The organism is Enterovibrio coralii, assembly GCF_001559595.1.
GTDB classification, from domain to species: Bacteria; Pseudomonadota; Gammaproteobacteria; order Enterobacterales; family Vibrionaceae; genus Enterovibrio; species Enterovibrio coralii.
This window is the reverse complement of record NZ_LNTY01000056.1, coordinates 21,494-46,201: the sequence shown is the minus strand read 5'-3', so window position 1 is coordinate 46,201 and position 24,708 is coordinate 21,494. Positions and strand designations below refer to the sequence as shown.

General features: G+C 50.5%; 18 protein-coding genes and 5 pseudogenes. 11 read left to right on the top strand and 12 right to left on the bottom strand.

Going from position 1 to position 24,708, the window contains the following annotated elements; translation table 11 throughout:
• Positions 1 to 3 precede the first annotated feature (3 nt).
• The 3 genes and pseudogenes from ubiH (at position 4) to ATN88_RS25925 (ending at position 2,743) form a co-directional block, all read left to right on the top strand.
• Positions 4 to 1,208 (top strand): annotated as a pseudogene (ubiH, locus tag ATN88_RS21480) (2-octaprenyl-6-methoxyphenyl hydroxylase).
• Positions 1,208 to 2,419, top strand: a complete 1,212-nt coding sequence (locus tag ATN88_RS21475) for an FAD-dependent 2-octaprenylphenol hydroxylase (RefSeq protein WP_067419631.1) — start codon at positions 1,208 to 1,210, stop codon at positions 2,417 to 2,419. The pseudogene ubiH and the gene ATN88_RS21475 overlap by 1 nt, the downstream one beginning before the upstream one ends.
• Positions 2,420 to 2,446: 27 nt before the next feature.
• Positions 2,447 to 2,743, top strand: a complete 297-nt coding sequence (locus ATN88_RS25925; RefSeq protein WP_157490786.1) for a hypothetical protein — start codon at positions 2,447 to 2,449, stop codon at positions 2,741 to 2,743.
• Here the strand turns inward: ATN88_RS25925 and ATN88_RS21470 are convergent.
• The 7 genes and pseudogenes from ATN88_RS21470 to rlmD all read right to left on the bottom strand — a co-directional run bounded on the left by ATN88_RS21470 (position 2,723) and on the right by rlmD (position 11,287).
• Complete coding sequence (locus ATN88_RS21470) at positions 2,723 to 3,136, bottom strand: hypothetical protein (RefSeq protein WP_157490785.1); 414 nt, start codon at positions 3,134 to 3,136, stop codon at positions 2,723 to 2,725. The genes ATN88_RS25925 and ATN88_RS21470 overlap by 21 nt on opposite strands.
• A gap of 22 nt (positions 3,137 to 3,158) precedes the next feature.
• Complete coding sequence (locus tag ATN88_RS21465) at positions 3,159 to 3,479, bottom strand: hypothetical protein (protein WP_067419629.1); 321 nt, start codon at positions 3,477 to 3,479, stop codon at positions 3,159 to 3,161.
• A gap of 184 nt (positions 3,480 to 3,663) precedes the next feature.
• A pseudogene (gene eno, locus ATN88_RS21460) lies at positions 3,664 to 4,964 on the bottom strand (phosphopyruvate hydratase).
• A 79-nt stretch (positions 4,965 to 5,043) separates the two neighbouring features.
• Positions 5,044 to 6,678 carry a CTP synthase gene (locus tag ATN88_RS21455; protein ID WP_067419628.1) on the bottom strand — a complete coding sequence of 545 codons (1,635 nt, stop codon included), beginning with the start codon at positions 6,676 to 6,678 and terminating at the stop codon, positions 5,044 to 5,046.
• Between the two features lie 139 nt (positions 6,679 to 6,817).
• Complete coding sequence (gene mazG / locus ATN88_RS21450; RefSeq protein ID WP_067419627.1) at positions 6,818 to 7,636, bottom strand: nucleoside triphosphate pyrophosphohydrolase; 819 nt, start codon at positions 7,634 to 7,636, stop codon at positions 6,818 to 6,820.
• A 63-nt stretch (positions 7,637 to 7,699) separates the two neighbouring features.
• Positions 7,700 to 9,910, bottom strand: coding sequence for a GTP diphosphokinase (relA, locus tag ATN88_RS21445; protein WP_067419626.1), 2,211 nt, complete (start codon positions 9,908 to 9,910; stop codon positions 7,700 to 7,702).
• Between the two features lie 60 nt (positions 9,911 to 9,970).
• Complete coding sequence (rlmD, locus tag ATN88_RS21440) at positions 9,971 to 11,287, bottom strand: 23S rRNA (uracil(1939)-C(5))-methyltransferase RlmD (protein ID WP_067419651.1); 1,317 nt, start codon at positions 11,285 to 11,287, stop codon at positions 9,971 to 9,973.
• Between the two features lie 191 nt (positions 11,288 to 11,478).
• Here rlmD and barA point away from each other — a divergent pair.
• The 8 genes and pseudogenes from barA (at position 11,479) to ATN88_RS21400 (ending at position 21,208) form a co-directional block, all read left to right on the top strand.
• Positions 11,479 to 14,215, top strand: a pseudogene (gene barA / locus ATN88_RS21435) (two-component sensor histidine kinase BarA).
• A 326-nt stretch (positions 14,216 to 14,541) separates the two neighbouring features.
• The gene (locus ATN88_RS21430) at positions 14,542 to 14,796 is read left to right on the top strand and encodes an acyl carrier protein (protein ID WP_067419625.1); all 255 of its coding nucleotides are present in this window, start codon (positions 14,542 to 14,544) and stop codon (positions 14,794 to 14,796) included.
• Positions 14,797 to 15,019: 223 nt separating this feature from the next.
• Positions 15,020 to 16,720 (top strand): ApeI family dehydratase, encoded by a 1,701-nt coding sequence (locus ATN88_RS21425; protein WP_067419624.1) that lies wholly within the window; start codon positions 15,020 to 15,022, stop codon positions 16,718 to 16,720.
• A gap of 71 nt (positions 16,721 to 16,791) precedes the next feature.
• Positions 16,792 to 18,336 (top strand): annotated as a pseudogene (locus ATN88_RS21420) (HAL/PAL/TAL family ammonia-lyase).
• The gene (locus tag ATN88_RS21415) at positions 18,333 to 18,788 is read left to right on the top strand and encodes an acyl-CoA thioesterase (protein ID WP_067419623.1); all 456 of its coding nucleotides are present in this window, start codon (positions 18,333 to 18,335) and stop codon (positions 18,786 to 18,788) included. The pseudogene ATN88_RS21420 and the gene ATN88_RS21415 overlap by 4 nt, the downstream one beginning before the upstream one ends.
• Positions 18,781 to 19,257 (top strand): ApeP family dehydratase, encoded by a 477-nt coding sequence (locus ATN88_RS21410; protein ID WP_067419622.1) that lies wholly within the window; start codon positions 18,781 to 18,783, stop codon positions 19,255 to 19,257. Before ATN88_RS21415 ends, ATN88_RS21410 begins: the two co-directional genes overlap by 8 nt.
• On the top strand, positions 19,254 to 19,979 hold the full coding sequence (locus ATN88_RS21405) for a 3-ketoacyl-ACP reductase FabG2 (protein WP_067419621.1): 726 nt from the start codon (positions 19,254 to 19,256) through the stop codon (positions 19,977 to 19,979). Before ATN88_RS21410 ends, ATN88_RS21405 begins: the two co-directional genes overlap by 4 nt.
• Positions 19,976 to 21,208: a beta-ketoacyl-ACP synthase gene (locus ATN88_RS21400; protein WP_067419620.1), complete on the top strand. Its 1,233-nt coding sequence runs from the start codon at positions 19,976 to 19,978 to the stop codon at positions 21,206 to 21,208. The genes ATN88_RS21405 and ATN88_RS21400 overlap by 4 nt, the downstream gene beginning before the upstream one ends.
• A gap of 44 nt (positions 21,209 to 21,252) precedes the next feature.
• Here the strand turns inward: ATN88_RS21400 and acpS are convergent, their stop codons facing one another.
• The 5 genes and pseudogenes from acpS to rnc all read right to left on the bottom strand — a co-directional run bounded on the left by acpS (position 21,253) and on the right by rnc (position 24,699).
• Positions 21,253 to 21,642: a holo-ACP synthase gene (acpS, locus tag ATN88_RS21395; RefSeq protein ID WP_067419619.1), complete on the bottom strand. Its 390-nt coding sequence runs from the start codon at positions 21,640 to 21,642 to the stop codon at positions 21,253 to 21,255.
• Entirely contained in the window at positions 21,642 to 22,373 is a 732-nt protein-coding gene (gene pdxJ, locus ATN88_RS21390; protein WP_067419618.1) for a pyridoxine 5'-phosphate synthase, read from the bottom strand. The genes acpS and pdxJ overlap by 1 nt, the downstream gene beginning before the upstream one ends.
• Positions 22,370 to 23,081, bottom strand: a pseudogene (gene recO / locus ATN88_RS21385) (DNA repair protein RecO). Before recO ends, pdxJ begins: the two are co-directional and overlap by 4 nt.
• 32 nt (positions 23,082 to 23,113) lie before the next feature.
• Positions 23,114 to 24,028 (bottom strand): GTPase Era, encoded by a 915-nt coding sequence (era, locus tag ATN88_RS21380; RefSeq protein ID WP_067419617.1) that lies wholly within the window; start codon positions 24,026 to 24,028, stop codon positions 23,114 to 23,116.
• Positions 24,025 to 24,699, bottom strand: a complete 675-nt coding sequence (gene rnc / locus ATN88_RS21375) for a ribonuclease III (protein WP_067419616.1) — start codon at positions 24,697 to 24,699, stop codon at positions 24,025 to 24,027. Before rnc ends, era begins: the two co-directional genes overlap by 4 nt.
• Between the last annotated feature and the right edge of the window lie 9 nt (positions 24,700 to 24,708).

Below are 24,708 nucleotides of genomic sequence, written 5' to 3'. Positions count from 1 at the left end.
AGAATGGACGCAACCGCGCCTTCAACACAGGAATTTGACGTTGTCATTGCTGGCGGAGCCATGGCCGGTGCCACTTTGGCACTGGCCATTGAACGTCTGACACAAGGAGCGTTGTCTGTCGCCGTTATCGAAGCTGCTATTCCAGACAACTCGCACCCTGGCTATGATGCGCGAAGCATCGCCCTTTCCTATGGCAGCTGCCAGTTGTTAGCATCGCTTGGGCTATGGAAAGCACTCTCTCCTTTCGCCACACCCATTGACCATATTCATGTGTCCGACAGAGGCCATTTCGGTCTGACTGAAATGCACGCCAAAGAAGAAGGCGTAGAGTCATTGGGCAGCGTGATTGAGCTTGCCGATGCCGGGCGTGTGTTTCATGCCGCTCTCTCTGATTCGAAAGCCATCACCCTGTTCTGTCCAGCATTTGTTACTGACATCCAGCGCGCCGTTGATGATGTCACCTTAACACTCAACGACGACACTAAAATCAAAACCAAACTGGTTGTGGCTGCCGATGGTGCCACCTCGTCGTGTTGCCAAATGGTCGGTATTGCCCGCCATGAGCACAACTTCGAACAAGTGGCACTGATTGCTAATGTGACCACGGCAATGCCACATCAAGGCAAAGCGTTCGAACGTTTTACTGAAACTGGCCCGCTTGCTCTTCTGCCAATGTCAGAAGGCCGCAGCTCGCTAGTTTGGTGTGTTAAGCCAGAAGAAGCACCTGCATTACTCGCTTTGTCTGATAACGCATTTAACGATGCGCTTCAGCGCGCCTTCGGCTGGCGTTTGGGTAAACTGCTTCACGTTGGTGAACGTAACAGTTATCCGTTAATCCTTCGCCAAGCAACCCAGTTGATTTCGCACCGCTTTGCCGTGGTTGGCAATGCTGCGCAGACCTTGCACCCGATTGCTGGCCAAGGCTTCAACCTTGGCTTCGTGATGTCGCGACCTTGGCCGAAGAAGTTGCCAACGCCCATCAAAAAGGTGAAGACGTTGGTGGCATGGCGTTGCTTCAACAATATATTGAACGCAGAGAGCCAGACCGCGATGCGACGGTCGCCATGACTTCTGGATTGGTTCATGGCTTTTCAAACACCTCTGCCCCTCTCATTCTGGGCAGAAACCTCGGCTTGGCTGCGATGTCAGTCTGCAGTGAATTGAAAGCCCCCTTGCTACAACGTGCAATGGGCTTGGTAGAACGATAATGAAAATGACAAACGTAGACATCGCTATTGTTGGCGGTGGCATAGTAGGACTGACGTTGGCGGCGGCTTTAGCCGACACAGACCTTCGTATCGCCGTGATTGAAGGCAAGGAGCCTGATACCGAGTTAAATACACTGCCGGATGTGCGCGTTTCCGCATTAAGCCGTGCCAGTGAACGTATTTTGAAAAACATCGGCGCGTGGAATGGTATTGTGTCGCGTCGCGCGAGTCCGTATCAGAAAATGGCGGTGTGGGAGCAAGACAGCTTCGCATCCATTGAGTTTGAAGCCATGGACCTCGGCCAGCCTGATTTAGGCTACATTGTCGAAAACCGCGTAATTCAATTGTCGCTGCTCGATCGCGTCAAACAACAACACAATGTCACCCTGTTTTGCCCAGATCGCGTCGCCTCAATGATGTTTGGTGAATCAGAAGCGTGGCTGACGCTAGATTCTGGCAATGCCATCACCGCCAAACTGGTTGTCGGTGCGGACGGTGCCAACTCTTGGGTTCGCAATCAGCTTTCTATTCCATTGACGCATTGGGATTACGGCCACAGCGCGTTGGTTGCCAATGTTCGCACTGACGAGCCGCATGATTGCGTTGCGCGCCAGATTTTTACGCCAGAAGGTCCACTTGCATTCCTGCCGCTGTCGGACCCGCACCTTTGTTCTATCGTATGGTCGCAGCCACCCGAGCAAGCTGATGCTCGCTGCTGCATGTCAGAGACAGATTTCAACAAGGCACTGACTGGCGCATTTGATGTGCGCCTGGGGCTTTGCCATGTTGAAGGTGACCGCGCTGCGTTTCCGCTTAAGATGCGCTACGCGAGAGATTTTGTGGTCGACCGTGTCGCTTTGATTGGCGATGCCGCCCACACGATTCACCCGCTGGCAGGTCAAGGTGTAAACCTCGGCCTATTGGATGCCGCAAGTTTGGCGCAAGAACTTAGTCGCCTGCATGACGAAGGCAAAGACATCGGCGAGAAAGCCAATCTACGTAGCTTCGAACGCTGGCGTAAGGCGGAAGCGGCGCAAATGATTGCCGCCATGCAAGGCTTCCGCGATTTGTTCTCGGGTGAAAACCCAGCCAAGAAACTGATCCGCGGTATTGGCCTGATGGCCGCAGCAACGCTGCCTGGGATCAAGACCCAATTTATCAAGCGTGCGTTGGGCTTAACGGGTGACTTACCCGCGCTTGCGAAGAAATAACTAACAGCCGACAGCAAGGAGAATACATTGGACATCGTTTTATTGAGCGTTCCGTTTATCCTTGCTGCTTTCTTCTGGAGAAGGCTCTCATCTGAGAGTGTTTGTATTTATTTGCTATTCGCTGGATATGTAGTGCTAGTTATTTGGTTGAAAAACATCCCTATTACCTCAAAAACAGGGATGCTTTACATTGCACTACCCTCTGCCTCTGTTGTCTCTTCTCTTTTTCCAGAAATAGAAGTATTAAACTCCTATCTGATAACAACAGTACTGAGATGGTTGGCATTTTTCGTTCCTCTTTTTTTAGCGTTGATTTTGTTCTAGTTCATCAAAAAGAGTAACTAAGTCACCTTCCAGGCTCTTATCTGCAATCAAAAGATCAATTTCTTTCATGACCTTGAGATCTTCATTGGAAAAAGAGTCAACTCTTCCTGCAATATAAATTGAAAGATACTTATTCTTTAGAATCGATAATTCCATATCACCTTTATTTAAATCATGTGATAGTGCTCTAACCTCTTCAAGTCCCGAGCAATTCTGAATTCGAATATTTTTGATGAGTAGCAAATACTCTCTAATATCCAAGGTGTTAAATTTATCGAGATTCTTGGAACTGACATCTTCTTTTGCATTCTCCACTTCAATACACTGCTTTACTGCATCTACATATTTGTCATAGAGCACTGTGTCATCTGCATTTGCTTGAATTGGCGACATGTATAGAAATAGAAAAATTAGGCTACATCGCACGATACATACACCTCCAGAAATCTTCTTCGCCCCTACTTAGTCCAGGCAGAATCATCATCCTTCCTGCAATATCTTCAATCTGACGAATTAGAATGGGGTTTGTTGCTTTCATTGCACTTGTAAGCAACTGAAAATCTGTGGTACCAACTTTATAAACAACTGAACCAGGTCCATTTCTTGCGAATATATCAATAAAAACGGACACACCAAGGATTGGTGCCAATAGTTCAGCCATATCCTTTTTCTTAGATATTTCCTTTAATGCTTTTTGTCCATCAATACTAAATTCCACTTCAATTGAGCAACTCAACTTTAATCTCCAACATTTGTAAAAGTTGCTTTCACATTATTGAATACCTGAACGGGCAACAAATTAAAGGCACCAAAATTTGTACTGCGAGGAAAAGTAAAGAAATAAAGCACTATAGTAATTACATAAAAAAACGGCTCCCGAGGGAGCCGTTTATCAATCTAAAGCTGTTTCAGGTAAGCGATTACGCTTGGCCTTTAACTTCTTTCAGACCGTTGAAAGGTGCTTTTTCGCCCAGAGCTTCTTCGATACGGATCAGCTGGTTGTACTTAGCAACACGGTCAGAACGGCTCATAGAACCAGTCTTGATTTGGCCTGCAGCAGTACCTACCGCTAGGTCAGCGATAGTTGCGTCTTCAGTTTCACCTGAACGGTGAGAGATAACTGCAGTGTAGCTGCATCTTTAGCCATCTTGATAGCAGCCAGAGTTTCAGTCAGAGAACCGATCTGGTTGAACTTGATCAGGATAGAGTTAGCGATGCCTTTCTCGATACCTTCTGCCAGGATCTTAGTGTTAGTTACGAACAGGTCGTCGCCAACGATCTGGATTTTGCTGCCCAGTTTCTCAGTTTGGTATTTGAAACCATCCCAATCAGACTCGTCCAGACCGTCTTCGATAGAAACGATTGGGAATTGCTGAGTCAGTTCTTCCAGGAAGTCAGAGAATGCGTTAGAAGTGAAGATACGACCTTCGCCTTTCAGGTTGTATTCTTTCTTCTCTGCGTCGTAGAACTCAGATGCTGCACAGTCCATCGCCAGAGTAACGTCTTTACCCAACTCGTAGCCAGCTGCTGCAACTGCTTCCGCGATTACTTCCAGAGCTTCTGCGTTAGATTTCAGGTTAGGCGCGAAACCACCTTCGTCACCAACTGCAGTGTTGTAGCCTTTAGACTTCAGTACTTTAGCCAGGTTGTGGAATACTTCCGCACCCATGCGTACTGCTTCTTTCAGAGTTGCAGCGCCAACTGGCTGAATCATGAACTCTTGAATGTCTACGTTGTTGTCTGCGTGCTCACCACCGTTGATGATGTTCATCATTGGCAGAGGCATAGAGAATACGCCTGGAGTACCGTTCAGCTCAGCGATGTGCTCGTACAGAGGCATGCCTTTAGCAGCAGCTGCTGCTTTTGCGTTCGCCAGAGAAACAGCCAGGATTGCGTTTGCACCGAACTTAGACTTGTTGTCAGTACCGTCCAGGTCGATCATGATCTGGTCGATTTCAGCTTGGTTAGCTGCGTCTTTGCCTTCCAGAGCGTTTGCAATTTCGCCGTTAACAGCTTCGATTGCTTTCAGAACGCCTTTGCCCAGGAAACGTGCTTTGTCACCGTCACGCAGTTCCAGTGCTTCGCGAGAACCGGTAGATGCACCAGATGGAGCAGCTGCCATACCAACGAAACCACCTTCCAGGTGAACTTCTGCTTCTACAGTTGGGTTACCGCGTGAGTCAATGATTTCACGGCCCAGAACTTTAACGATCTTAGACATTGTGTTTCCTCTCATATGTCAATAGCTTAGAAATGCTAAAAAGCGGCTGCAAAACCTTCGCAACCGCTTCATTGTTCAGTTACAGCTCACCACGCTGGTTCTTACCTGCTGCTGCCACAAAGCCTTCAAACAACGGATGGCCATCACGTGGAGTAGAGGTGAACTCAGGGTGGAACTGGCACGCCACGAACCATGGGTGCTCAGGGTTTTCGATAATCTCAACCAGCTTCTTATCCGCAGACAGGCCAGACACTACCAGACCCGCTTTCTCAAGCTGCGGACGCAACACGTTGTTCACTTCGTAACGGTGACGATGACGCTCATGGATTGTCGCGTTACCGTACAGCTCACGTGCCTTTGTACCTTCTGCCAGGTGACACAGTTGCGCGCCAAGACGCATGGTGCCGCCCAGATCTGATTTCTCAGTACGCTCTTCAACTTTACCTTCGCCGTCTACCCACTCGGTGATCAGGCCAACAACAGGGAATTTGCTTTCCTTGTTGAACTCGGTAGAGTTCGCACCTTCCATGCCTGCAACGTTACGCGCGTATTCAATCAGCGCCACTTGCATGCCCAGACAGATGCCAAGGTACGGAACCTTGTTTTCACGTGCGAATTTCGCTGCCAGAATCTTGCCTTCAACGCCACGATCACCGAAGCCACCAGGTACCAGAATCGCATCCAGACCTTGCAGTGCTTCGTCGCCTTTCGTTTCCACGTCTTGTGAATCAACATAACGGATGTTCACAGACAGACGGTTTTTCAGGCCAGCGTGTTTCAGTGCTTCGTTGACAGACTTGTATGCGTCTGGCAGTTCGATGTACTTACCAACCATACCGATGGTTACTTCACCAGTAGGGTTCGCTTCTTCAAAAATTACTTGTTCCCACTCAGACAGATCTGCTTCAGGAGCTGTGATACCAAAACGTTGGCAGATCAGATCGTCAAGACCTTGAGAACGGATCAGAGAAGGGATCTTGTAGATTGAATCTACGTCCTTCATAGAGATAACCGCTTTCTCTGGTACGTTACAGAACAGTGCAATCTTAGAACGCTCATTCGCAGGAATTGCGCGATCGCTACGGCAAACCAGAATGTCTGGCTGAATACCGATAGACAGCAGTTCTTTAACAGAGTGTTGAGTAGGTTTGGTTTTCACTTCACCCGCCGCAGCCAGGTAAGGAACCAGAGTCAGGTGCATGAACATTGCACGTTCACGGCCAAGCTCAACCGCCATTTGGCGAATAGCTTCCAAGAACGGCAGTGATTCGATATCACCAACGGTGCCGCCGATCTCAACGATAGTCACGTCGTGACCTTCGCCGCCCGCCAAAACACGTTCTTTAATAGAGTTGGTGATGTGTGGGATAACCTGAATCGTTGCGCCCAGGTAGTCACCGCGACGCTCTTTGCGCAGTACGTCCGCGTATACACGACCAGACGTAAAGTTGTTGCGTTTGGTCATCTTGGTGCGGATGAAACGCTCGTAGTGACCCAAGTCTAGGTCGGTTTCTGCGCCGTCTTCCGTAACGAATACTTCACCGTGCTGGGTTGGGCTCATCGTGCCCGGATCCACGTTGATGTAAGGGTCAAGCTTCATCATGGTCACTTTAAGACCACGTGCTTCTAGAATTGCCGCCAGTGATGCTGCAGCAATACCCTTACCTAGGGAGGAAACCACCCCGCCCGTAACAAAAATGTAATTCGTTGTCATGCTAAACCTGAGAGTTGGATTTAGGGGAAATATTGGAAATCTGGACGGGACGACATGTTACCAGAGCCTTATATTTCCCACAACGTGAAAACTATCACACGACCTAACGTTTTTTTTTGTCGTAAATCAATGGAGCGAGTTACGACGATTTGTTGCCTTCGTCACGCTTTACTTCCTGCCAGAGCATTTCCAGCTCATCTAGCTGACTTTCCGGCAAGTTTTTACCATTTTCGCGTAGTTTCGTTTCAACTTTGCGAAAACGGCTTTCAAATTTTAAATTTGCTTTACGAAGGGCGGTCTCTGGATTCGTCCCAACATGTCTTGCCAAATTCACGACAGCAAACAGCAAGTCACCGATTTCCTCATCAACGCGTGTTTGGTCGATATCAACCATCAACGCTTCTTCCATGACTTCGTGCAGCTCTTCCTGCACTTTCTCAGCAACCGGACCGACAGAATCCCAATCAAACCCAACTCGGGCACAGCGTTTTTGCAGCTTCGCCGCGCGGCCAAGTGCAGGCAAGGTATTTGGCACATCATCCAAGACACTCAGCGGTGCTTCAGACGTCGCCTTCGCAGCCCTCTCCTTCGCTTTTATGCCTTCCCAGTCAGGTTTCTCAATTGGGTTCCCATCTGCATCCTTTTCGCCAAAAACATGGGGATGACGGCGAGTCAGTTTGTCACAAATGGCACTCACCACATCATCGAAGTCGAACGCTCCCTGCTCTTTCCCGAGTTGACTATAGAACACAATCTGAAACAGAAGATCGCCCAGCTCATCGCGCACATCAGCCCAGTCTTGGCGTTCAATGGCATCCGCCACTTCAAAAGTTTCTTCGATGGTGTAAGGAATTATGGAATCAAAGGTCTGCTTTTTATCCCAAGGACAGCCGTCTTTCGGGTCTCTGAGGGTGGTCATAATTTCCAGCAATTCTTGCATTCGCGACAATTTTGTCATGTGAAAATTCCAATAGAGAAAAGGGAAAGCCTATGCTTTCCCTTTTTTGCTTAACGAGGACTATCAGTGAAGCCGCTTGGCTTCATGCACGTCTTTGACTTGTTCGAGTCGGGTGATCACCTTGCTCAGCACGTCGATGTCGCTCAGCTCCAAATCGAAGTCGAGGATCGACATTTGCTGCTTGTAATCCACGCGACTGGCCATGCCTGACACCTTCACCTTTTCGTTGGTGAAGACGGTAGTGAGATCTTTAATCAGGCCGCTACGCTCAGAGGCCAATACACGAACGGTGATTTGGTAGTTACCCACAAAGCCGCCGCCCCACACGGTATCGATAAGACGCTCCGGCGCGTGATGGCGAAGCTCAGCAAGCTGCTCACAGTCCGCGCGGTGAACTGAGATACCGCGGCCCTGAGTAACATAACCTTCAATCGCATCGCCCGGAATTGGCTGACAACAGCGCGCAAGGTGTGTCATCAGGTTATCAACGCCTTCTACCACGACTGCATCACGACGCGGTTTTTTCGGTGATGAAGAAACCTCAGCATGCTCTAGCTTCTCGCGCAGTTGCTGGTCCTCTTCTTCCTTGGTTGGCTTGTTAACTTGAGAGTTGATGTAGTTGACGACTTGGTTAATACGCAAGTCACCACTGCCAACACCGGCATAGATCTCGTCCAAGCTGTGCATGTTGAAACGCTTCATGGCGAGGGTAGCGTCTTTGCTCACCGCACCAATCTTCGCTAGCTCAGTATCGAGGATTTCTTTACCCGCAATCACGTTCTTTTCACGCGATTGCTTGCGGAACCATGCATTGATTTTCGCACGTGCTCGGCCTGAATTCACAAAGCCAAGACTTGGGTTCAACCAGTCGCGAGAAGGGTTCGGCTCTTTCTGGGTAATGATTTCAACCTGATCACCCATGTTGAGGTGATAGGTGAACGGCACGATGCGCCCTTCCACTTTGGCACCGATACAACGGTGGCCTACTTCAGAGTGAATGTGGTACGCAAAATCCAGTGGCGTTGCGCCGATTGGCAAGTCAACCACGTCACCTTTTGGTGTAAAGGCGTACACACGGTCATCAAAGACTTGGCTTCGCAGCTCGTCCAGCATCTCGCCGGAGTCAGACATCTCTTCTTGCCACGCAAGCAGCTTACGCAACCAGGTGATTTTCTCGTCGTAGCCACTGCGACCCGCTGAGCCGCCTTCTTTGTATTTCCAGTGTGCCGCCACACCCAGCTCTGCATCGTCGTGCATCTGCTTGGTACGGATTTGGATTTCTACCGTTTTGCCCTCTGGCCCCAGCACCACAGTGTGGATCGACTGATAACCGTTAGGTTTCGGGTTCGCAACGTAGTCATCGAACTCTTTTGGCAAATGGCGATATTTGGTGTGAACCACACCCAGCGCGGCATAACAGTCCTGAAGCTGATCAGCGATGATACGCACGGCACGCACGTCAAACAGCTCATCAAATTCGAGGTTCTTTTTCTGCATCTTGCGCCAGATGCTGTAGATGTGTTTCGGGCGACCGTAGACTTGCGCATTGATGTTCGATGAACCCATCGACTGCTGCAGATCGGTCACGAAGGTATCGATGTATTGTTCACGGTCGATACGTCGTTCAGCCAACTGCTTAGCAATTTGCTTATAGGTGACCGAATGTTGATAACGGAACGCGTAGTCTTCGATTTCCCATTTCAACTGACCGATACCTAAGCGGTTAGCGAGCGGCGCATAGATGTTGGCACATTCTTTTGCGACCGCCTGACGAACGTCATCAGCGTCGTTTTTCACTTCACGCAGGTAGGTGATGCGCTCCGCCAGTTTGATAACCACACAACGGAAATCATCCACCATCGAAAGTAGCATGCGGCGAACGTTATCCACTTGCGCAGATGTCGCCTCTTCGTTATTGGCATTCAGGTGGCGAATCGCCGCCATTTCCTGAACACCTTCCACCAGCTTGGCGATGGTGTTGCCATAACGTTCTTTCAGCATTTCGCTGTCGAGGAGTTCATCCTCAACAACGGGGAATAGCAGCGCGGCGAGGAGGGTTTCCTTATCCATGCTCAATGTGACAAGGATTTCTATCATCTCTCGGCCGGACCACAATGGCTGCACGAGCGTTTCCGTATCACCCAGCGATTGGCAATGTTCGTAAGCTTTAATCAAAGCTTGAGAGACAGCAGCGTCTTGCGCTAGGCCTTCGACCCAGCGTTCAAGTACAAATTCTTTATTGTCATTTAGGTGCGCGCCACGAATTGCGACCATTTCACTTTCCTGTATTTCTTATCCTTAAACCCGCCTTCCTAATGAAGACGGGGTGGACTCTTACGCTCTGACAAACAGTGCCATCGACTCCAAGTGCCCAGTGTGAGGGAACATGTCTAACATGCCTAACCTAGCCAAGATGTAACCGTTATCGAGCAGCACTTGGCTATCTCGTGCCAAGGTGGCCGGATTACATGACACGTAAACAATTCGCTCAGCACGTGATTGTGCCACATATGGCATAACCCCTAAAGCACCTGCACGTGCTGGATCGAGCAAAATTTTATTGTATTTTTGATCACCCCAGACGGTTTCTTCAGCATCTAGCTCTAGGTTTGCGTGGTAGAAGCGCGCGTTGGTCAACGCATTGCGAGATGCGTTTTGGCTTGCGCGCTCCACCATGTTTTCGACGCCTTCAATACCCACCACGGACTTGGCCTTCTGCGCCAATGGCAAACTGAAGTTGCCCAGACCACAAAAGAGATCCAATACCGCGTCTTCTGGTTGCACATCGAGCCACGCAAGCGACTGAGCAATCATCTTGGCATTGATGTCGGTGTTCACCTGAATGAAATCCTGTGGCTCAAAGGCCAAGGAAAGATCATCCAACTCATAGAACGGCTGCTCGCCCGCTAATCGCGCGGCAGCATCGTCGCCCTGTTGTAGATACAGAACAACGTCGTTTTGTTCCGCAAACGCCGTAATTGTTTCAACGTCTTCTGCATGCAACGTTTTAATCGCACGCACCAACAGCACGCGACCTGCCCCAGACGTCACCAGTTCAACGTGACCAATGATGCGACGACCACGCAGACCATCCAGCATCGCGTAAAGGTCAGGTAACAACGCATTGAGCGATGCGTCCAAGACTGGACAGGATTTCACTGTCACGATGTCGTTGGAGTTGCGTTGGCGGAAACCCATTTCCAACTCGCCGTCTTTAGCCACTTTTACGCTAAGGCGAGCACGACGGCGGTAGCCCGTTGCGTCAGACACCACTGGCGCATCTTGATTCAGCTCTGCCGAGGCGAACTTTTTCATCAATTGGCTCAGAATTTCCTGCTTCGCCGCCACTTGTGCTTCATGGTTCATATGCTGCAAGTTACAGCCACCACACTGGCGGTAAAGAGAACAGAACGCTGGAACACGCTCAGAGCTTGGCTTCACCACTTTGATCAATTTGGCGCGCGCGTACTGGCGTTTGTCTTCGGTGAGCTGCGCCAAAATCTCTTCGCCCGGCAAGGCACCAGCGACAAACACAGGCTTTTTGCCGTCAAACGCAACACCATCACCTTGATGGTCCAGTCGCGTCACACTCAACGCTTTGTGCTTGGTGTCCAAGCTCTTTTTCTTCTGTGGCTTAAAAAAACGCGCCATGTTGTTGTTCCAGCTACGGCAAGGCGCGTCATTAGCTTGCGCGCCTCGCATTGATTCTTATTGACCGTCGAACAGTTGTGATAACCTGCTGAATTATCGCCGACAGCTTTGGTGTAGTGCCGTACCAGAGATTAGAATGTCATCAAGGTACGTCGCGAATTTGACGCCAATTCTCCCACAGAACAAACAGCATGACCAAATACGGACTTCGCGCCAGAGTAATCACCCTGACACTCGCACCGACCTTGATCATCGGTATCTTGTTGAGTGCCTATTTCATAAAGAACCGTTATTTCGAGCTTGAACAGCAACTTAGCGTGACAGGCCAAGCCATTATTGAGCCGTTGGCCATCGCCAGCGAAATAGGCCTAACCAATGAAGGCAGAGAGAGTGTCCGGCGTTTGATTGGTCATACTCACCGCCAGCACAGCCAATATGTGCGAAGCATTGCGGTGTTTTCCAGCCAGAATGAACTGTTTGTCACGTCCAACTATCATCGAAATTTGGACTCCTTGGCTGTCCCTCGCGGGCAACCGCTCCCCGAAAACCTAGAGGTCACGCGCTCCGCCGACACCCTACTCTTACGCGCCCCTATTCGGGCCATCAGTGGCTTTAATATTGATGCGGTGGACGAAAAACCGATTGGTTACATCACCATGGAGATGGACCTTTCCACGGTGAAGCTCAAACAGTATCAAGAGATCACCTCTGCGGCTGTGGTCTTGCTGTTTGGTCTTATCCTCTCTGGCTTTTTCGCCTATCGACTGCTGCAAGATGTCGAAATCCCTATCAAGCAGATGATCAGCATGATTGACCGCATCCGGCGCGGTCACTTGGACGTGCGGATTGAAGGCAAACTGCTGGGTGAGCTTGATACCTTGAAAAATGGTATCAACGCCATGGCGATTTCACTTTCTGAGTATCACTTGGAGATGCAGCAAAGCATCGACCAAGCCACGTCGGATCTTCGCGAAACTCTAGAACAGCTTGAGATCCAAAACGTCGAACTCGACATCGCGAAAAAGAACGCACAAGAAGCCGCGCGTGTGAAATCCGAATTCTTGGCCAATATGTCGCATGAGCTGCGTACGCCACTTAACGGTGTGATTGGCTTTACCCGTCAGATGCTGAAAACGCAACTGAGCTCAAGCCAACAAGACTATTTGCAGACCATTGAGAAATCAGCAAACAACCTGCTGACCATCATTAATGACATCCTCGATTTCTCGAAACTGGAAGCCGGTAAACTGCTGCTAGAAAACATCCCGTTTGATTTTGAAGACTCGCTCGATGAAGTCATGCGCTTACTGGCGCCAATGGCACAGAGAAAGGCTTGGAGCTAAACCTTCGCATCGACCCTCGCATTCCGACTGGCGTCATTGGCGACCCGCTTCGCATCCAGCAAGTACTTACTAACTTGATTGGTAACGCCGCGAAGTTTACCGAGCGTGGCCACATCAGTGTCGGCGTGGAGCTTAAACAGCAACGCGACGAAAGACTCGAACTGCAATTTACCGTGCGCGACACAGGTATCGGTATTTCCGAGCGTCAACAGGCTCAGCTTTTCCAAGCGTTCCGCCAAGCCGATGCCAGCATCAGTCGCCGCTACGGCGGGACGGGGCTGGGGCTGGTCATTACCCAGAAACTGGTTCAGCAGATGGGGGGCGACATTGGCTTTACCAGCCGACTGCACCAAGGCTCAACCTTCTGGTTTACCCTGACGCTGCTTAAAACAGATCTGCCGCTTATTCAGCCTATCGACCAAGAAGCCTTGGCGGGTAAAAGCTTGCTTTTGGTGGAACCGCATCAGGAAACGCGTCAGTCATTGAGTGAAAGGCTGTCGAACGTCGGATTGATGGTACAAAGCTATCCGCAATTCCCTGAGACCTCGGCGAGCTTTGACGCCATCTTGTTGTGTCTGGATGCCTGCGATTCTCCAGAAACCGACGCTGTGTTTGCCTTGGCCGCGCATGCCGAAGCGCACTCAGGCAAAGTTATTTTTGGTTTGCCTACCACAGAATTGGCTCTATCGGAAAAGCTGATTGATGCGGGTATTCACGCGTGCCTCGCCAAACCCTTGCCGCTAAGAAAACTGGTTGAACAGTTGCAGGAAGAAACCCCGGTTGTCGATGTTTTGGAGCTACCTACACCCGCAGCGGAATCGACCTTCCCGATCACTGTGATGGCAGTGGATGACAACCCAGCTAACTTGAAACTTATCGAGCACTGCTTTCTGAGCGTGTCGCCAACGTGGTGGTGGCATCAAGCGGTAAAGAAGCTGTCACCAATGCCTATGAGCAAAAATTCGATCTGATTTTGATGGATATTCAGATGCCAGAAATGGACGGGGTGACCGCTTGCAACGAAATCAGAAAAGGCCCTCTCAATCAAAACACGCCAATCGTTGCCGTCACAGCACACGCGATGAGCGGCGAGCGCGAACGTCTGCTTCGTGAAGGCATGGATGACTATCTGACCAAGCCCATCGAAGAGCACATTCTCGAGCAAGTTCTTCATCATTGGACGTCGTCAGATAACGATGCGCCACTGCCTTCTTCACCGGTGATGAATATTCCTTCACCGGCATCGCTGACACTCAGCGTTGATTGGTCACTCGCCATGAAACAGGCGGCTGGAAAAGAAGATCTCGCCAGAGACATGTTGCAAATGCTGATCCGTTCTTTTGACGAAGTGGAAGAGAAAGTCTCACTGGCATTGGAACATCAAGACATCGACCTGTGGCCCGTTATCCATAAGCTGCACGGCAGTTGCGCCTACAGCGGCGTTCCTAAACTCAAGCAGATTTGCCATGAGCTGGAGACGCAAATGAAAAGTGGAGCAGCGGTCGCTGATGTAGAGCCCGAGCTACTGGAACTGCTCGACGAGATGCAAAACGTCCGAGAGCAAGCCCCTCACTATTTCTCCTGATCTTTTATCCTCCTCACTGAGAAAACGCTGGCACTGAAAAGTGCCAGTTTTTGTATACACCCAAAATCATTTTGTTTAATCACACCTGAAAAGACAGGCATCCTTGCGATTTTACGTGTATAAATTTCAGGGCATACTCTTCGAGACAAGTCGAAAAAAATTGTCTAGAAATGCAAGCACGACAAAAAGTTCACGATACATCACGTAATCCCGCCTTTCTGATTTAGTGCTCAGAAAACCAGTCTGATATATCTCTCAACACTTTGGAAAGAAAAACAAACCACTACTGAAAGTGGAAAAATACAACAACGTTAGAGATAAGTATCATGGCTGATGTAACTACAAAAAATTTCGAACTAGTAAAAGCGGCACTCGTGGAGATGTTTGATGTTGCTGCTGAGGATGTCGCACCTAATGCCAACCTTTACGAAGATCTTGTTTTAGACAGCATTGACGCTGTAGACCTTGTCGTACACCTGCAAAAAGAAATCGGTCAGAAAATCCCGCCGGAAACCTTCAAAAGCGTCAGAACCGTTCAGGATGTCGTGGATGCCATCAACGCACTGCTAGAAGCGGCCTGATCGCTGTCGCACAGCATCATCCTCTCGCTGTTGAGGGTGATGCTGCGCTGCCATACATCACGCGTCACTGAGCCCACACTCAACCGCATAACCTGACTTGGCGACAAATCGCCAAGCCTCTTGTGCATTTGCGATTTGATATCCGTGACCAGATGAAGTTTGTCACCGTGGCTTGAGCTCGCGCCATTCGGTGTGCTGTCATTTATTGAGGTTTGTACGTTTTATGGGTTTACCCTCTTTCTCCCAACTATTGGCGGTAAGCACAGACCATCACGTTGTTGCCGATGCTGAAAACGCGCTGATGTGGCCAGAGTTTCGTCGCGATGTTACCGCCGCCTATCACGTTCTGTGTCGCGACAACCATGAACGCTGGGCACTGTGTTTAGATGACAGCTACCACATGGCCGTGGCATTTTTAGCACTGGCTCATGCAGGGAAAACCCTCGTGGTACCGGGTAATCTGCGTCCTGCTGCATTAAATGAATTGTCTGATATGTTCGATGGTATCGTCACCGACACCGCGGGCATTCATGTCGAAGGCAAGCCAAACCTCACACTTCCGCTAGTCAACAGCCTTCTTGAAGGCGACGTTCTGCCAGAGATAGACGACGCAAAAACTCAGCTTATTCTCTACACCTCTGGGTCTAGCGGTACCCCAAAAGCCATCGTTAAAACGCTGCATCAACTCTACGTTGAGCTGGAAACATTGGAGAATACATGGGGGGAGACGCTGGGAAGCAGTGCCATTGTCAGCACCGTCTCTCACCAGCATATCTACGGGCTCTTGTTTCGCGTGTTGTGGCCTCTGTTCGCCTTCCGTCCTTTCTCGCGAGACAACATCGATTACATCCAGCACTCAACCAGTAGTCTTGATGTACCTTTAACCCTGATTAGTAGTCCCGCTCAGCTTAAACGCCTCAATCCTGTCGATCCCGCATTTCAGTGCCAAGCTGTGTTTTCCTCCGGTGGCCCACTGCCTTTTGCGGCGGCAAAGCTTAGTCTTGAATTGCTCGGAGTACTGCCTTACGAAGTGTTTGGCAGCACGGAAACGGGTGGCATCGCCCATCGTCAACAAGCTACCGAGACAACACCGTGGCAAGTCTTTGCTGGTATTGAGCCTTCAACCAACCAAGACGGCTGCCTGTGTATTCGCTCGCCATACATCGACCCAAACTCGGTGTACGAAACCGCAGACCTTTGTGACTTAGATGCAGATGGCCGCTTTTTGCTTAAAGGCCGCGCCGATCGGATTGTCAAAATCGAAGAAAAGCGCGTCTCGCTGAGCGATGTCGAGACAAGGCTCCTGCAACACCCTTGGGTCAGCGATGCCGCATGCGCAGCATTAGACAACGACGGTCGCCAATTTATTGCGGCTGCCTTGGTGCTCAACAGTGAAGGGCTTGCAAAGCTTCAAAGCAACAACGAACACGCCTTGCGACTCAACATTCGCAAGTTCCTCACCCAATGGCTCGACAATGTGGCTATTCCCCGCCGCTTTGAATGGGTTGGCGAAATTCCACAAAACAGCCAAGGAAAGCGACAGCGTCAGATCATAGAGGGTTTGTTCACCGAAACGTCAGCACCGCTGCATATGCCAAGGGTTGTTCAGACGGATATCTCTCAAGACAGGGCGACATTACACCTTGTTGTCGAGAAGACACTTGCTGAGTTTAAAGGCCACTTTCCGGGTTTTCCGATTTACCCCGGCGTATCTCAAATCGACGACGCCATCCGTTTTGCTAAAGACATATTTCCTATCTCAGGGCAGTTTTCTTCCATCGATAAATTGAAGTTCGAGGCACCGGTATGGCCTGGAATGCAGTTAACCCTGTCGATGGATTGGCATACCGACACGCAAAAGCTTTCTTTCAAGTATGAGTCTGCACAAGGGGCACATACGCGAGGAATGGTGAAGTTCATTTAAAACAATAACCGCTGCCAGATAAGGCAGGCGTGACCCACTTCGGTCGCACATTCAGTTAGCAGGGAAAGACAATGAAACAATCAACCGATCAAACCGTGTTATTTGGTGAAGGCCCATTGACCATTGAATCAGTGGAGGCCATCGCAAACGCAGCAAAGCTGCGATCAACGGCTCTGATGCCTTTACTGACAAGATCAATCGAAGCGTGGCGTTTTTAGAGCGTCTCCTCAAAGAAGATGGTGCCATTTACGGCGTGACCACGGGATATGGCGACTCGTGTACCGTTGCCATTCCGCCGTCATTGGTTGAAGAGCTTCCCCTTCATCTGACGCGTTTTCACGGCTGTGGCTTGGTGAGGATTTAAACCCGACGCAAGCAAGAGCCGTCTTGGCGACGCGCTTGAACTCACTGACTCAAGGTATGTCGGGCGTTAGCATGGAACTGCTCAATCAGATTGTCACCTTGATCAACAAGGGTATCGCTCCGCGCATTCCACAAGAAGGTTCAGTAGGTGCGAGCGGTGACTTAACCCCATTGTCTTACCTTGCCGCTGCTCTGATTGGTGAGCGTGAAGTGCTTTACAAAGGTGAAGTTCGTCCAACCCATGAGGTTTATCGCGAACTTGGTATCGCCCCTATCAAGCTCAAGCCGAAAGAAGGCTTGGCACTGATGAACGGCACATCAGTGATGACAGCACTGGCTTGTTTGGCTTACAAACGTGCAGAGTATCTGTCCCAAGTAACCACTCGCATCACAGCCATGGTGTCACTGGCCATGCAAGGCAATGACTTTCACTTTGATGAAGCCCTGTTTGCGGTGAAGCCTCATCCAGGTCAGCAGCAAGTTGCCGCACGTCTTCGTGACGATTTGAAAGTAAACCGTCCACCGAGAAACAGTGACCGTCTGCAAGACCGCTACTCACTGCGCTGTGCGCCTCATGTGATAGGTGTGCTAGAAGATAGCCTGCCATGCTACGTCAGATGATTGAAAACGAGCTAAACAGTGCCAACGACAACCCGATCATTGATGGTGATAACGAGCGCGTACTGCACGGTGGCCATTTCTACGGCGGCCATATTGCCATGGCAATGGACAGTCTGAAAACGGCAGTAGCAAACCTTGCCGACCTGCTTGACCGTCAAATGGCGCAGTTGATGGACTACAAGTTTAACAATGGCCTACCATTTAACCTCACCGGTGCCGAAGGTGGCCGCAAGCCAATCAACCACGGTTTTAAAGCAGTACAAATCGGTATCTCTGCATGGACTGCGGAAGCGTTGAAACACACCATGCCAGCCAGCGTGTTCTCGCGCTCAACAGAATGTCATAACCAAGACAAAGTCAGCATGGGCACCATCGCCGCACGCGACTGTTTGCGTGTGCTGGAATTGACGGAACAAGTCGCGTCGGCAAGCCTTCTTGCGTCATTCCAAGCCCTTCAATTACGTTGTCGTTCAGGTGACCTGTCGATGAGCGATCTCAGCCAGCCGGTGCGCGAGATGGTGTCGAGCGTTGGCGGTCAGTTTGATTTCGTCAATGAAGACCGTCCTTTAGAGCAAGACCTGCGCCGCTTTGTGTCCTTCATTCAAGAGCGTCACTGGGAGCTGTATGAATGAGTGCCATTTGCTTGCGAGCTGAAGCGAAACTCGTAACTGCCTTTCAAGATGCCGACCCCATGGGGGTCGTGTATCACGGCAACTATTTTCGCTATTTCGAAGAAGCGCGCCGGTTGCTGATGGAAAAGATAGATTACGGTTACCGCGCCATGGAAGCCTCTGGCTATCTGTGGCCGGTAATCGACGCCAAGGTTCGCTACATTCGCGCCATTGAGTACAACAAGCCCATTAAGGTGATTGCCACATTGGCGGAATGGGAGAACAGGCTGAAGGTCAACTACCTGATCGTCGATGCAGCGTCCAACGAACGCCTTTGCAAAGCGCATACAGTGCAAGTGCCTGTCACCATTGAAGGGCAGGAAATGCAATTTGCAGCACCGCCTGTACTCAAAGAAAAGTTGCTGGCCTACGCGGCGGTATCCAAAGAGTTGGGAGAGATTTTTCATGACTGACGTCTTAGAAACCTTCCCTCCCATCACGGAGCTGGTTCCTCATCGTCCGCCGATGTTGTTGGTTGATGAACTGGTAAACGCCGATAAAACCTCAGCACACTGCCGGGCAAAACTGACCAAACAACACCCTTTCTTTGATGTCTCCCTGAATGGTATTCCCGCGTGGATTGGTATTGAGCTGATGGCCCAAACCATTGCGACGTGGGCGGGCTATCAAGACTATCTGATTGGTAAAACACCTGCGATTGGCTTTTTAGTTGGTACGCGTAAATACACCTCTGACCGTCCTTATTTCCCGTTGGGCAGCACGCTCGACATTAAGGTTGAAGAAGTCATGAATGACGGCGGCATGTCGGTGTTTGCTTGTCACATCGAGCTTGAAGGACTTCAGGTCGCCACGTGCCAACTCAGTACGTACGAACCCTCCACCGAAGAATTAGAAAACATGACCCAAGGAGAAATCGCATGACGCGCTCTGTTATGGTCACGGGTGCCAGTAAAGGCATAGGCCGCGCGATTGCCGTGACATTGGCGAAAGCCGGTTTTGAAATTGTCGTTCACTACGGCAATGACGAAGCGGGTGCACGAGAAACCCTAAATGAAATAGACGCATTAGGCGGCAGCGGCAGGATCATCCGTTTTGATATTCGAAACCGCGAAGAATGCCGCGATGTCATTGAAAGTGATATTGACGCATTCGGCGCGTATTACGGCATCGTCAACAACGCGGGTGTGACCGCCGACACCGCCTTTCCCGCCATGACTGAAGAAGAATGGGATGGCGTGGTTCATACCAACCTCGACAGCTTCTACAACGTAATTCACCCCTGTGTGATGCCGATGATCAGACTCAGAAGCGGCGGACGGATTATCACTATGTCTTCCGTATCTGGCCTGATCGGCAACTCAGGACAAACCAATTACAGCGCCGCCAAAGCTGGGATCATCGGTGCCACCAAGGCACTGGCGATGGAGCTTGGTAAACGCAACATCACCGTCAACTGCGTGGCACCGGGCCTGATTGATACCGGCATGATCGACGAACGAATCCTCGCCAAAGCCCTGCCAGACATCGCCCTCAACCGCATGGGCACCCCAGAGGAGGTCGCCAATCTGGTGAGCTTCCTGATGTCTGATGCCGCGAGTTATATCACCCGACAAGTAATATCGATAAATGGAGGTTTCCGATGAACAGACGCGTTGTCGTTACTGGCATGGCGGGTGTCACCGCCTTTGGTAACCACTGGGATGCCGTCTCCTCTCGCCTGCGCGAGCACAAGAATGCCGTGAAATACACGGCGTCATTAGAGCAATACAATGGCTTGAATACGCGACTCACTGCGCCCCTTGAAGAGTTTATCCTTCCTAAACACTACGGCCGCAAGCAAGTGCGCAGCATGGGCTTAGTGGCGAAATACTCCACCGTGGCGACGGAGCTGGCACTCATCCAATCTGGCCTCATGGGTATGGACGTACTGAACAACGGTCAAACCGGTGTGGCGTTTGGATCCTCCACCGGCAGTAATGGTCCTTCACGTGCGTTTTCTATCATGATGGAGCAGAAAACCACGGAAGCGATCACCGCCAATACCTACGTACAGATGATGCCCGCCACTACCGCGGTCAATGTCGGTTTGTTCTTTGGCCTGCGCGGTCGCGTGATCCCAACCAGCAGTGCCTGTACATCAGGCAGTCAGGCGATTGGGTATTCTTATGAAGCCATCAAACACGGCTATCAAACCGCAATGGTAGCAGGTGGTGCCGACGAACTTTGTCCTACCCAGCCAGCAGTCTTTGACACCTTGTATGCCACCAGCCAGAAAAACGAGACGCCAGAAGCAACGCCGCGTCCGTTTGACGTGAATCGTGATGGCATCGTTATCGGTGAAGGCGCAGGCTCTTTGGTGCTCGAAGACTATGAACACGCTAAAGCGCGCGGTGCAACGATTTACGCCGAAATTGTTGGCTTTGCTAGCAACTGCGACGCAGCCCATATCACCGACCCGAAAATGGAAACCATGCAAATCTGTATGGAGAATGCGTTGAGAAACGCAGGCCTGAGTGCGGAGCAAATTGGCTATGTGTCAGCACACGGCACCGCCACCAGCAAAGGGGATATTGCTGAAACCCAAGCGACCGCGAATGTGTTCGGTTCACGTATGCCGATCAGCTCGCTTAAGAGTTACTTCGGCCACACCTTAGGGGCGTGTGGAGCGATTGAAGCGTGGCTTGCGATTGAAATGATGAACCACGGTTGGTTCAGTCCGACACTGAACCTCGACAACGTCGACCCAGCGTGTGGTGAGCTCGACTATATTCGTGGTGAAGAGCGCAAGATTGATTGCGAATACATCATGAGCAATAACTTCGCCTTTGGCGGCGTGAACACCTCCATCATCTTCAAACGCTTTACTGGCTAAACAAAATCGCCCGCAAATCGCGGGCGTTTTCTTTTTATTCTTGATTACACCGCACGCTCTAGCAATACGGTGGCGACGGCATAGCGTTTTTCATCAGCGATGGTCAGCAAAACATTGTTTACGCCTAAGCTGTCTGCCATTTGCTTGGCGACACCCGACAAGGTTAACAATGGTTTGCCTCTTTCATCATTGGTAACTTCGAAATCATGAAAGGTCACACCACAAGCAATCCCCGTCCCTAACGCTTTAGAGGCCGCCTCTTTGACCGCAAAGCGTTTGGCCAGATAGCGCGCTTTCTGTTTGGTTTGCTGGTACTTTTCAAGCTCTGATGACGTAAGGACACGCTCAGCAAACGCATCCCCCGTTTTTCGGGCGATGATAGTATCAAATCGCCCGATCTCAGCAATGTCAGTTCCTAAACCGACAACGGCCATTAACGACGTGCTTCCTGCATGATGGCTTTCATGTCAGCAACCGCTTTTGGCAAACCGTCGAATACAGCACGACCAATGATCGCGTGACCGATGTTCAGCTCATAAATCTCTGGGATTTTCGCGATTGGGGTAACGTTGTGGTACGTCAGGCCGTGGCCCGCGTTTACTTTGATACCCAAATCGTGCGCGTAGCTTGCCGCCGCTGCGATTTTCTTCAGCTCAGCTTGCATATCTTCATCGGTTTCCGCTTCAGCGTAAGCACCGGTGTGCAGTTCGATAAATGGTGCGCCACACGCTTTCGCTGCATCGATTTGATCGCGATCCGCGTCAATGAACAGAGAAACCTTGATACCCGCAGCGTTCAGCGTTTCCGTTGCAGCTTTGATTTTCTCAAGCTGACCCGCAACGTCCAGACCGCCTTCAGTGGTCAGTTCTTCACGCTTCTCTGGTACCAGACAAACGTAAGCAGGTTTTACATCCAGAGCGATGTTTACCATTTCTTCCGTCACGGCCATTTCTAGGTTCATGCGTGTTTGCAGTGTGTCACGCAGGATGTAAACGTCACGGTCTTTGATATGACGGCGGTCTTCACGCAAATGGACAGTAATACCATCAGCACCAGCACGCTCCGCAATTTCCGCCGCATGGACTGGATCAGGGTACTTGGTGCCACGCGCATTACGAACAGTCGCCACATGGTCAATATTCACGCCCAGGTAAATGGTATTCATTGCGTTGATTTCCTTGTTCTTAACAAAAATAACTCTCTGCTTTTGAGAGGTTTCGACCCAAGATAAGGCTTGAGTGCCAGCCGTGTAAAGCGTTTCGCCGCTTTTAACTGGTCGCTGGTTGTAAACTGGCGGGAGGCCAAAGCCAGCAAGTCACTGCCAGTAAACGCGAGGTTGTGACTTTTCATCAATGACGCGACAAAGCCTTGTTGTTCACGAAAAATATACGTCATGGCTTCATCGACAGGTTCACCGCTACCGGCACAGTGCAGAAAGTCGACCCCGTAGCCGAGCGAGTCCAGCAGCGCGAGCTCGAAGCGACGCAACGCCGGCTCAGGGTTGCTGTGCTGGGCGAGTTCCGTTAGCGCGGTGACATAGTCATAAAAGAGTTGATGGTAGCCAGTTTCCTGCTCGACCACGCGACTTAAGATTTCGTTGAGGTAGAAACCAGAAAAAAGTGCGTTACCGGAGAGCGGAATGGCAAGTCCCATGCTTCAGCTTGACGCAATGTGCGCATCTCGCCGCGACCGGACCATTTCATCAATAGAGGCGTAAAGGCTGCAATGCCCCTTTCAAAGGAGAACGCTTACCACGGGCACCTTTCGCCATGATGCTGACGCGCCCGTGGTTTTCGCTAAAAACATCCAGAATAAGGCTGGTCTCACTGTAAGGTCGTGAGTGCAGGACAAAGCAGCGCTGCAAGCCTTCCATATTGCTCCTGGTGTTTTCTATAAAGTGATGGCTTATAGATCGTCGATGTAGCCAAGACTGCGCAGCGCGCGCTCGTCATCAGCCCAACCCGATTTCACTTTTACCCAAAGCTCAAGGTAAACCTTGCGGTCGAACAGCTCTTGCATGTCCAGACGGGCTTCACGGCCGATGGTTTTGATTTTATCGCCACCTTTGCCAATCACCATTTTCTTCTGGCCGCTACGCTCAACTAAGATAAGACCGTTGATTTCAAAACCGTCGGTTTCTGGGTTGTAGTCAAAGCGTTCGATTTCTACGGTCACTGAGTATGGCAGCTCGTCACCGGTGAAACGCATCAGCTTTTCACGGATGATTTCAGACGCCATAAAGCGTTGAGAACGGTCGGTCACATACTCTTCTGGGAAGTACCACTGGCCTTCAGGCAAGTGTTCGCGAACCAGCTTTTCAACCACATCGATGTTCTTACCGCTCTTTGCAGAAACAGGCACAACATCTACGAAGTCCATCTTTTCGCTCAACGCTTGAAGGTGAGGGAAAAGCTCCGCTTTCTCTTTGACGTTATCCACTTTGTTGATCAGCAAAACGACTGGCAGCCCTGATTTCTTGAGCTTGTTTAATACCATTTCGTCATCTGCAGTCCACACCGTGCCATCGACAAGGAACAATACCAACTCAACGTCGGTCAGTGAGCTTGACGCTGCACGGTTCATCAGTCGGTTGATGGTACGCTTCTCTTCGATGTGAAGTCCCGGCGTATCTACGTATACCGCCTGGAAACCGTCACGGGTATCAACACCCATGATGCGGTGACGCGTGGTTTGCGGCTTACGTGATGTGATAGACAGCTTTTGACCCACCAAGCGGTTCAGAAGTGTCGATTTGCCTACATTCGGGCGACCAACAATGGCGATAAAGCCACAGTGGCGAATTTCGTGCGTATCTGTCATGAATCCAGCTTTTCTAATGCCAGTTCTGCAGCCGCTTGCTCAGCCTTGCGTCGACTGCTGCCTTTACCTACTACAGGTCGATCCAGACCTGCGATTTCGCACTCAACCGTGAACTGTTGGTTGTGTGCTTCACCCTGCACTTTAATCACATTATAGGCAGGCAGTGGTTTGCGACGCCCTTGCAGGAATTCCTGAAGGCGTGTTTTTGGGTCTTTTTGGTTCGCACCTGGTTGAATGGTTTCCAGACGCTCTTTATACCAACCCAGTACAATTCCACGTACCGTTTCCAGATCGCTGTCGAGATAGATAGCACCGATAATGGCTTCTACCGCATCGGCCAGAATTGAATCACGGCGGAAACCACCACTTTTCAGCTCACCCGGGCCCAATTGCAATACGTCACCAAGATCAAACTCGCGGCCCAGTTCGGCCAGCGTGTTACCACGAACCAGCGTTGCACGCATACGGCTCATGTCACCTTCATCAACGTTCGGGAAACGATGGTAGAGATCGTCAGCAATAACGAAACTCAAAATAGAATCACCCAGAAACTCCAAGCGCTCATTGTGGTTTCCACTGGCGCTACGGTGTGTCAGGGCGAGACTAAGAAGCGCCGCATCGCTAAATTCATAGCCGATACGACGCTGCAATTTATTTGTTGGTGTTGTCATGTCGTTCCA

Excerpts from the sequence above, each read along its gene's own strand:
- ATN88_RS21475 (WP_067419631.1), top strand. The coding sequence starts at position 1,208 with ATGAAAATGACAAACGTAGACATCGCTATTGTTGGCGGTGGCATAGTA.
- ATN88_RS21470 (WP_157490785.1), bottom strand. The coding sequence starts at position 3,136 with ATGTCGCCAATTCAAGCAAATGCAGATGACACAGTGCTCTATGACAAA.
- ATN88_RS21455 (WP_067419628.1), bottom strand. The coding sequence starts at position 6,678 with ATGACAACGAATTACATTTTTGTTACGGGCGGGGTGGTTTCCTCCCTA.
- mazG (WP_067419627.1), bottom strand. The coding sequence starts at position 7,636 with ATGACAAAATTGTCGCGAATGCAAGAATTGCTGGAAATTATGACCACC.
- relA (WP_067419626.1), bottom strand. The coding sequence starts at position 9,910 with ATGGTCGCAATTCGTGGCGCGCACCTAAATGACAATAAAGAATTTGTA.
- rlmD (WP_067419651.1), bottom strand. The coding sequence starts at position 11,287 with ATGGCGCGTTTTTTTAAGCCACAGAAGAAAAAGAGCTTGGACACCAAG.
- ATN88_RS21430 (WP_067419625.1), top strand. The coding sequence starts at position 14,542 with ATGGCTGATGTAACTACAAAAAATTTCGAACTAGTAAAAGCGGCACTC.
- ATN88_RS21425 (WP_067419624.1), top strand. The coding sequence starts at position 15,020 with ATGGGTTTACCCTCTTTCTCCCAACTATTGGCGGTAAGCACAGACCAT.
- ATN88_RS21415 (WP_067419623.1), top strand. The coding sequence starts at position 18,333 with ATGAGTGCCATTTGCTTGCGAGCTGAAGCGAAACTCGTAACTGCCTTT.
- ATN88_RS21410 (WP_067419622.1), top strand. The coding sequence starts at position 18,781 with ATGACTGACGTCTTAGAAACCTTCCCTCCCATCACGGAGCTGGTTCCT.
- ATN88_RS21405 (WP_067419621.1), top strand. The coding sequence starts at position 19,254 with ATGACGCGCTCTGTTATGGTCACGGGTGCCAGTAAAGGCATAGGCCGC.
- ATN88_RS21400 (WP_067419620.1), top strand. The coding sequence starts at position 19,976 with ATGAACAGACGCGTTGTCGTTACTGGCATGGCGGGTGTCACCGCCTTT.
- acpS (WP_067419619.1), bottom strand. The coding sequence starts at position 21,642 with ATGGCCGTTGTCGGTTTAGGAACTGACATTGCTGAGATCGGGCGATTT.
- pdxJ (WP_067419618.1), bottom strand. The coding sequence starts at position 22,373 with ATGAATACCATTTACCTGGGCGTGAATATTGACCATGTGGCGACTGTT.
- era (WP_067419617.1), bottom strand. The coding sequence starts at position 24,028 with ATGACAGATACGCACGAAATTCGCCACTGTGGCTTTATCGCCATTGTT.
- rnc (WP_067419616.1), bottom strand. The coding sequence starts at position 24,699 with ATGACAACACCAACAAATAAATTGCAGCGTCGTATCGGCTATGAATTT.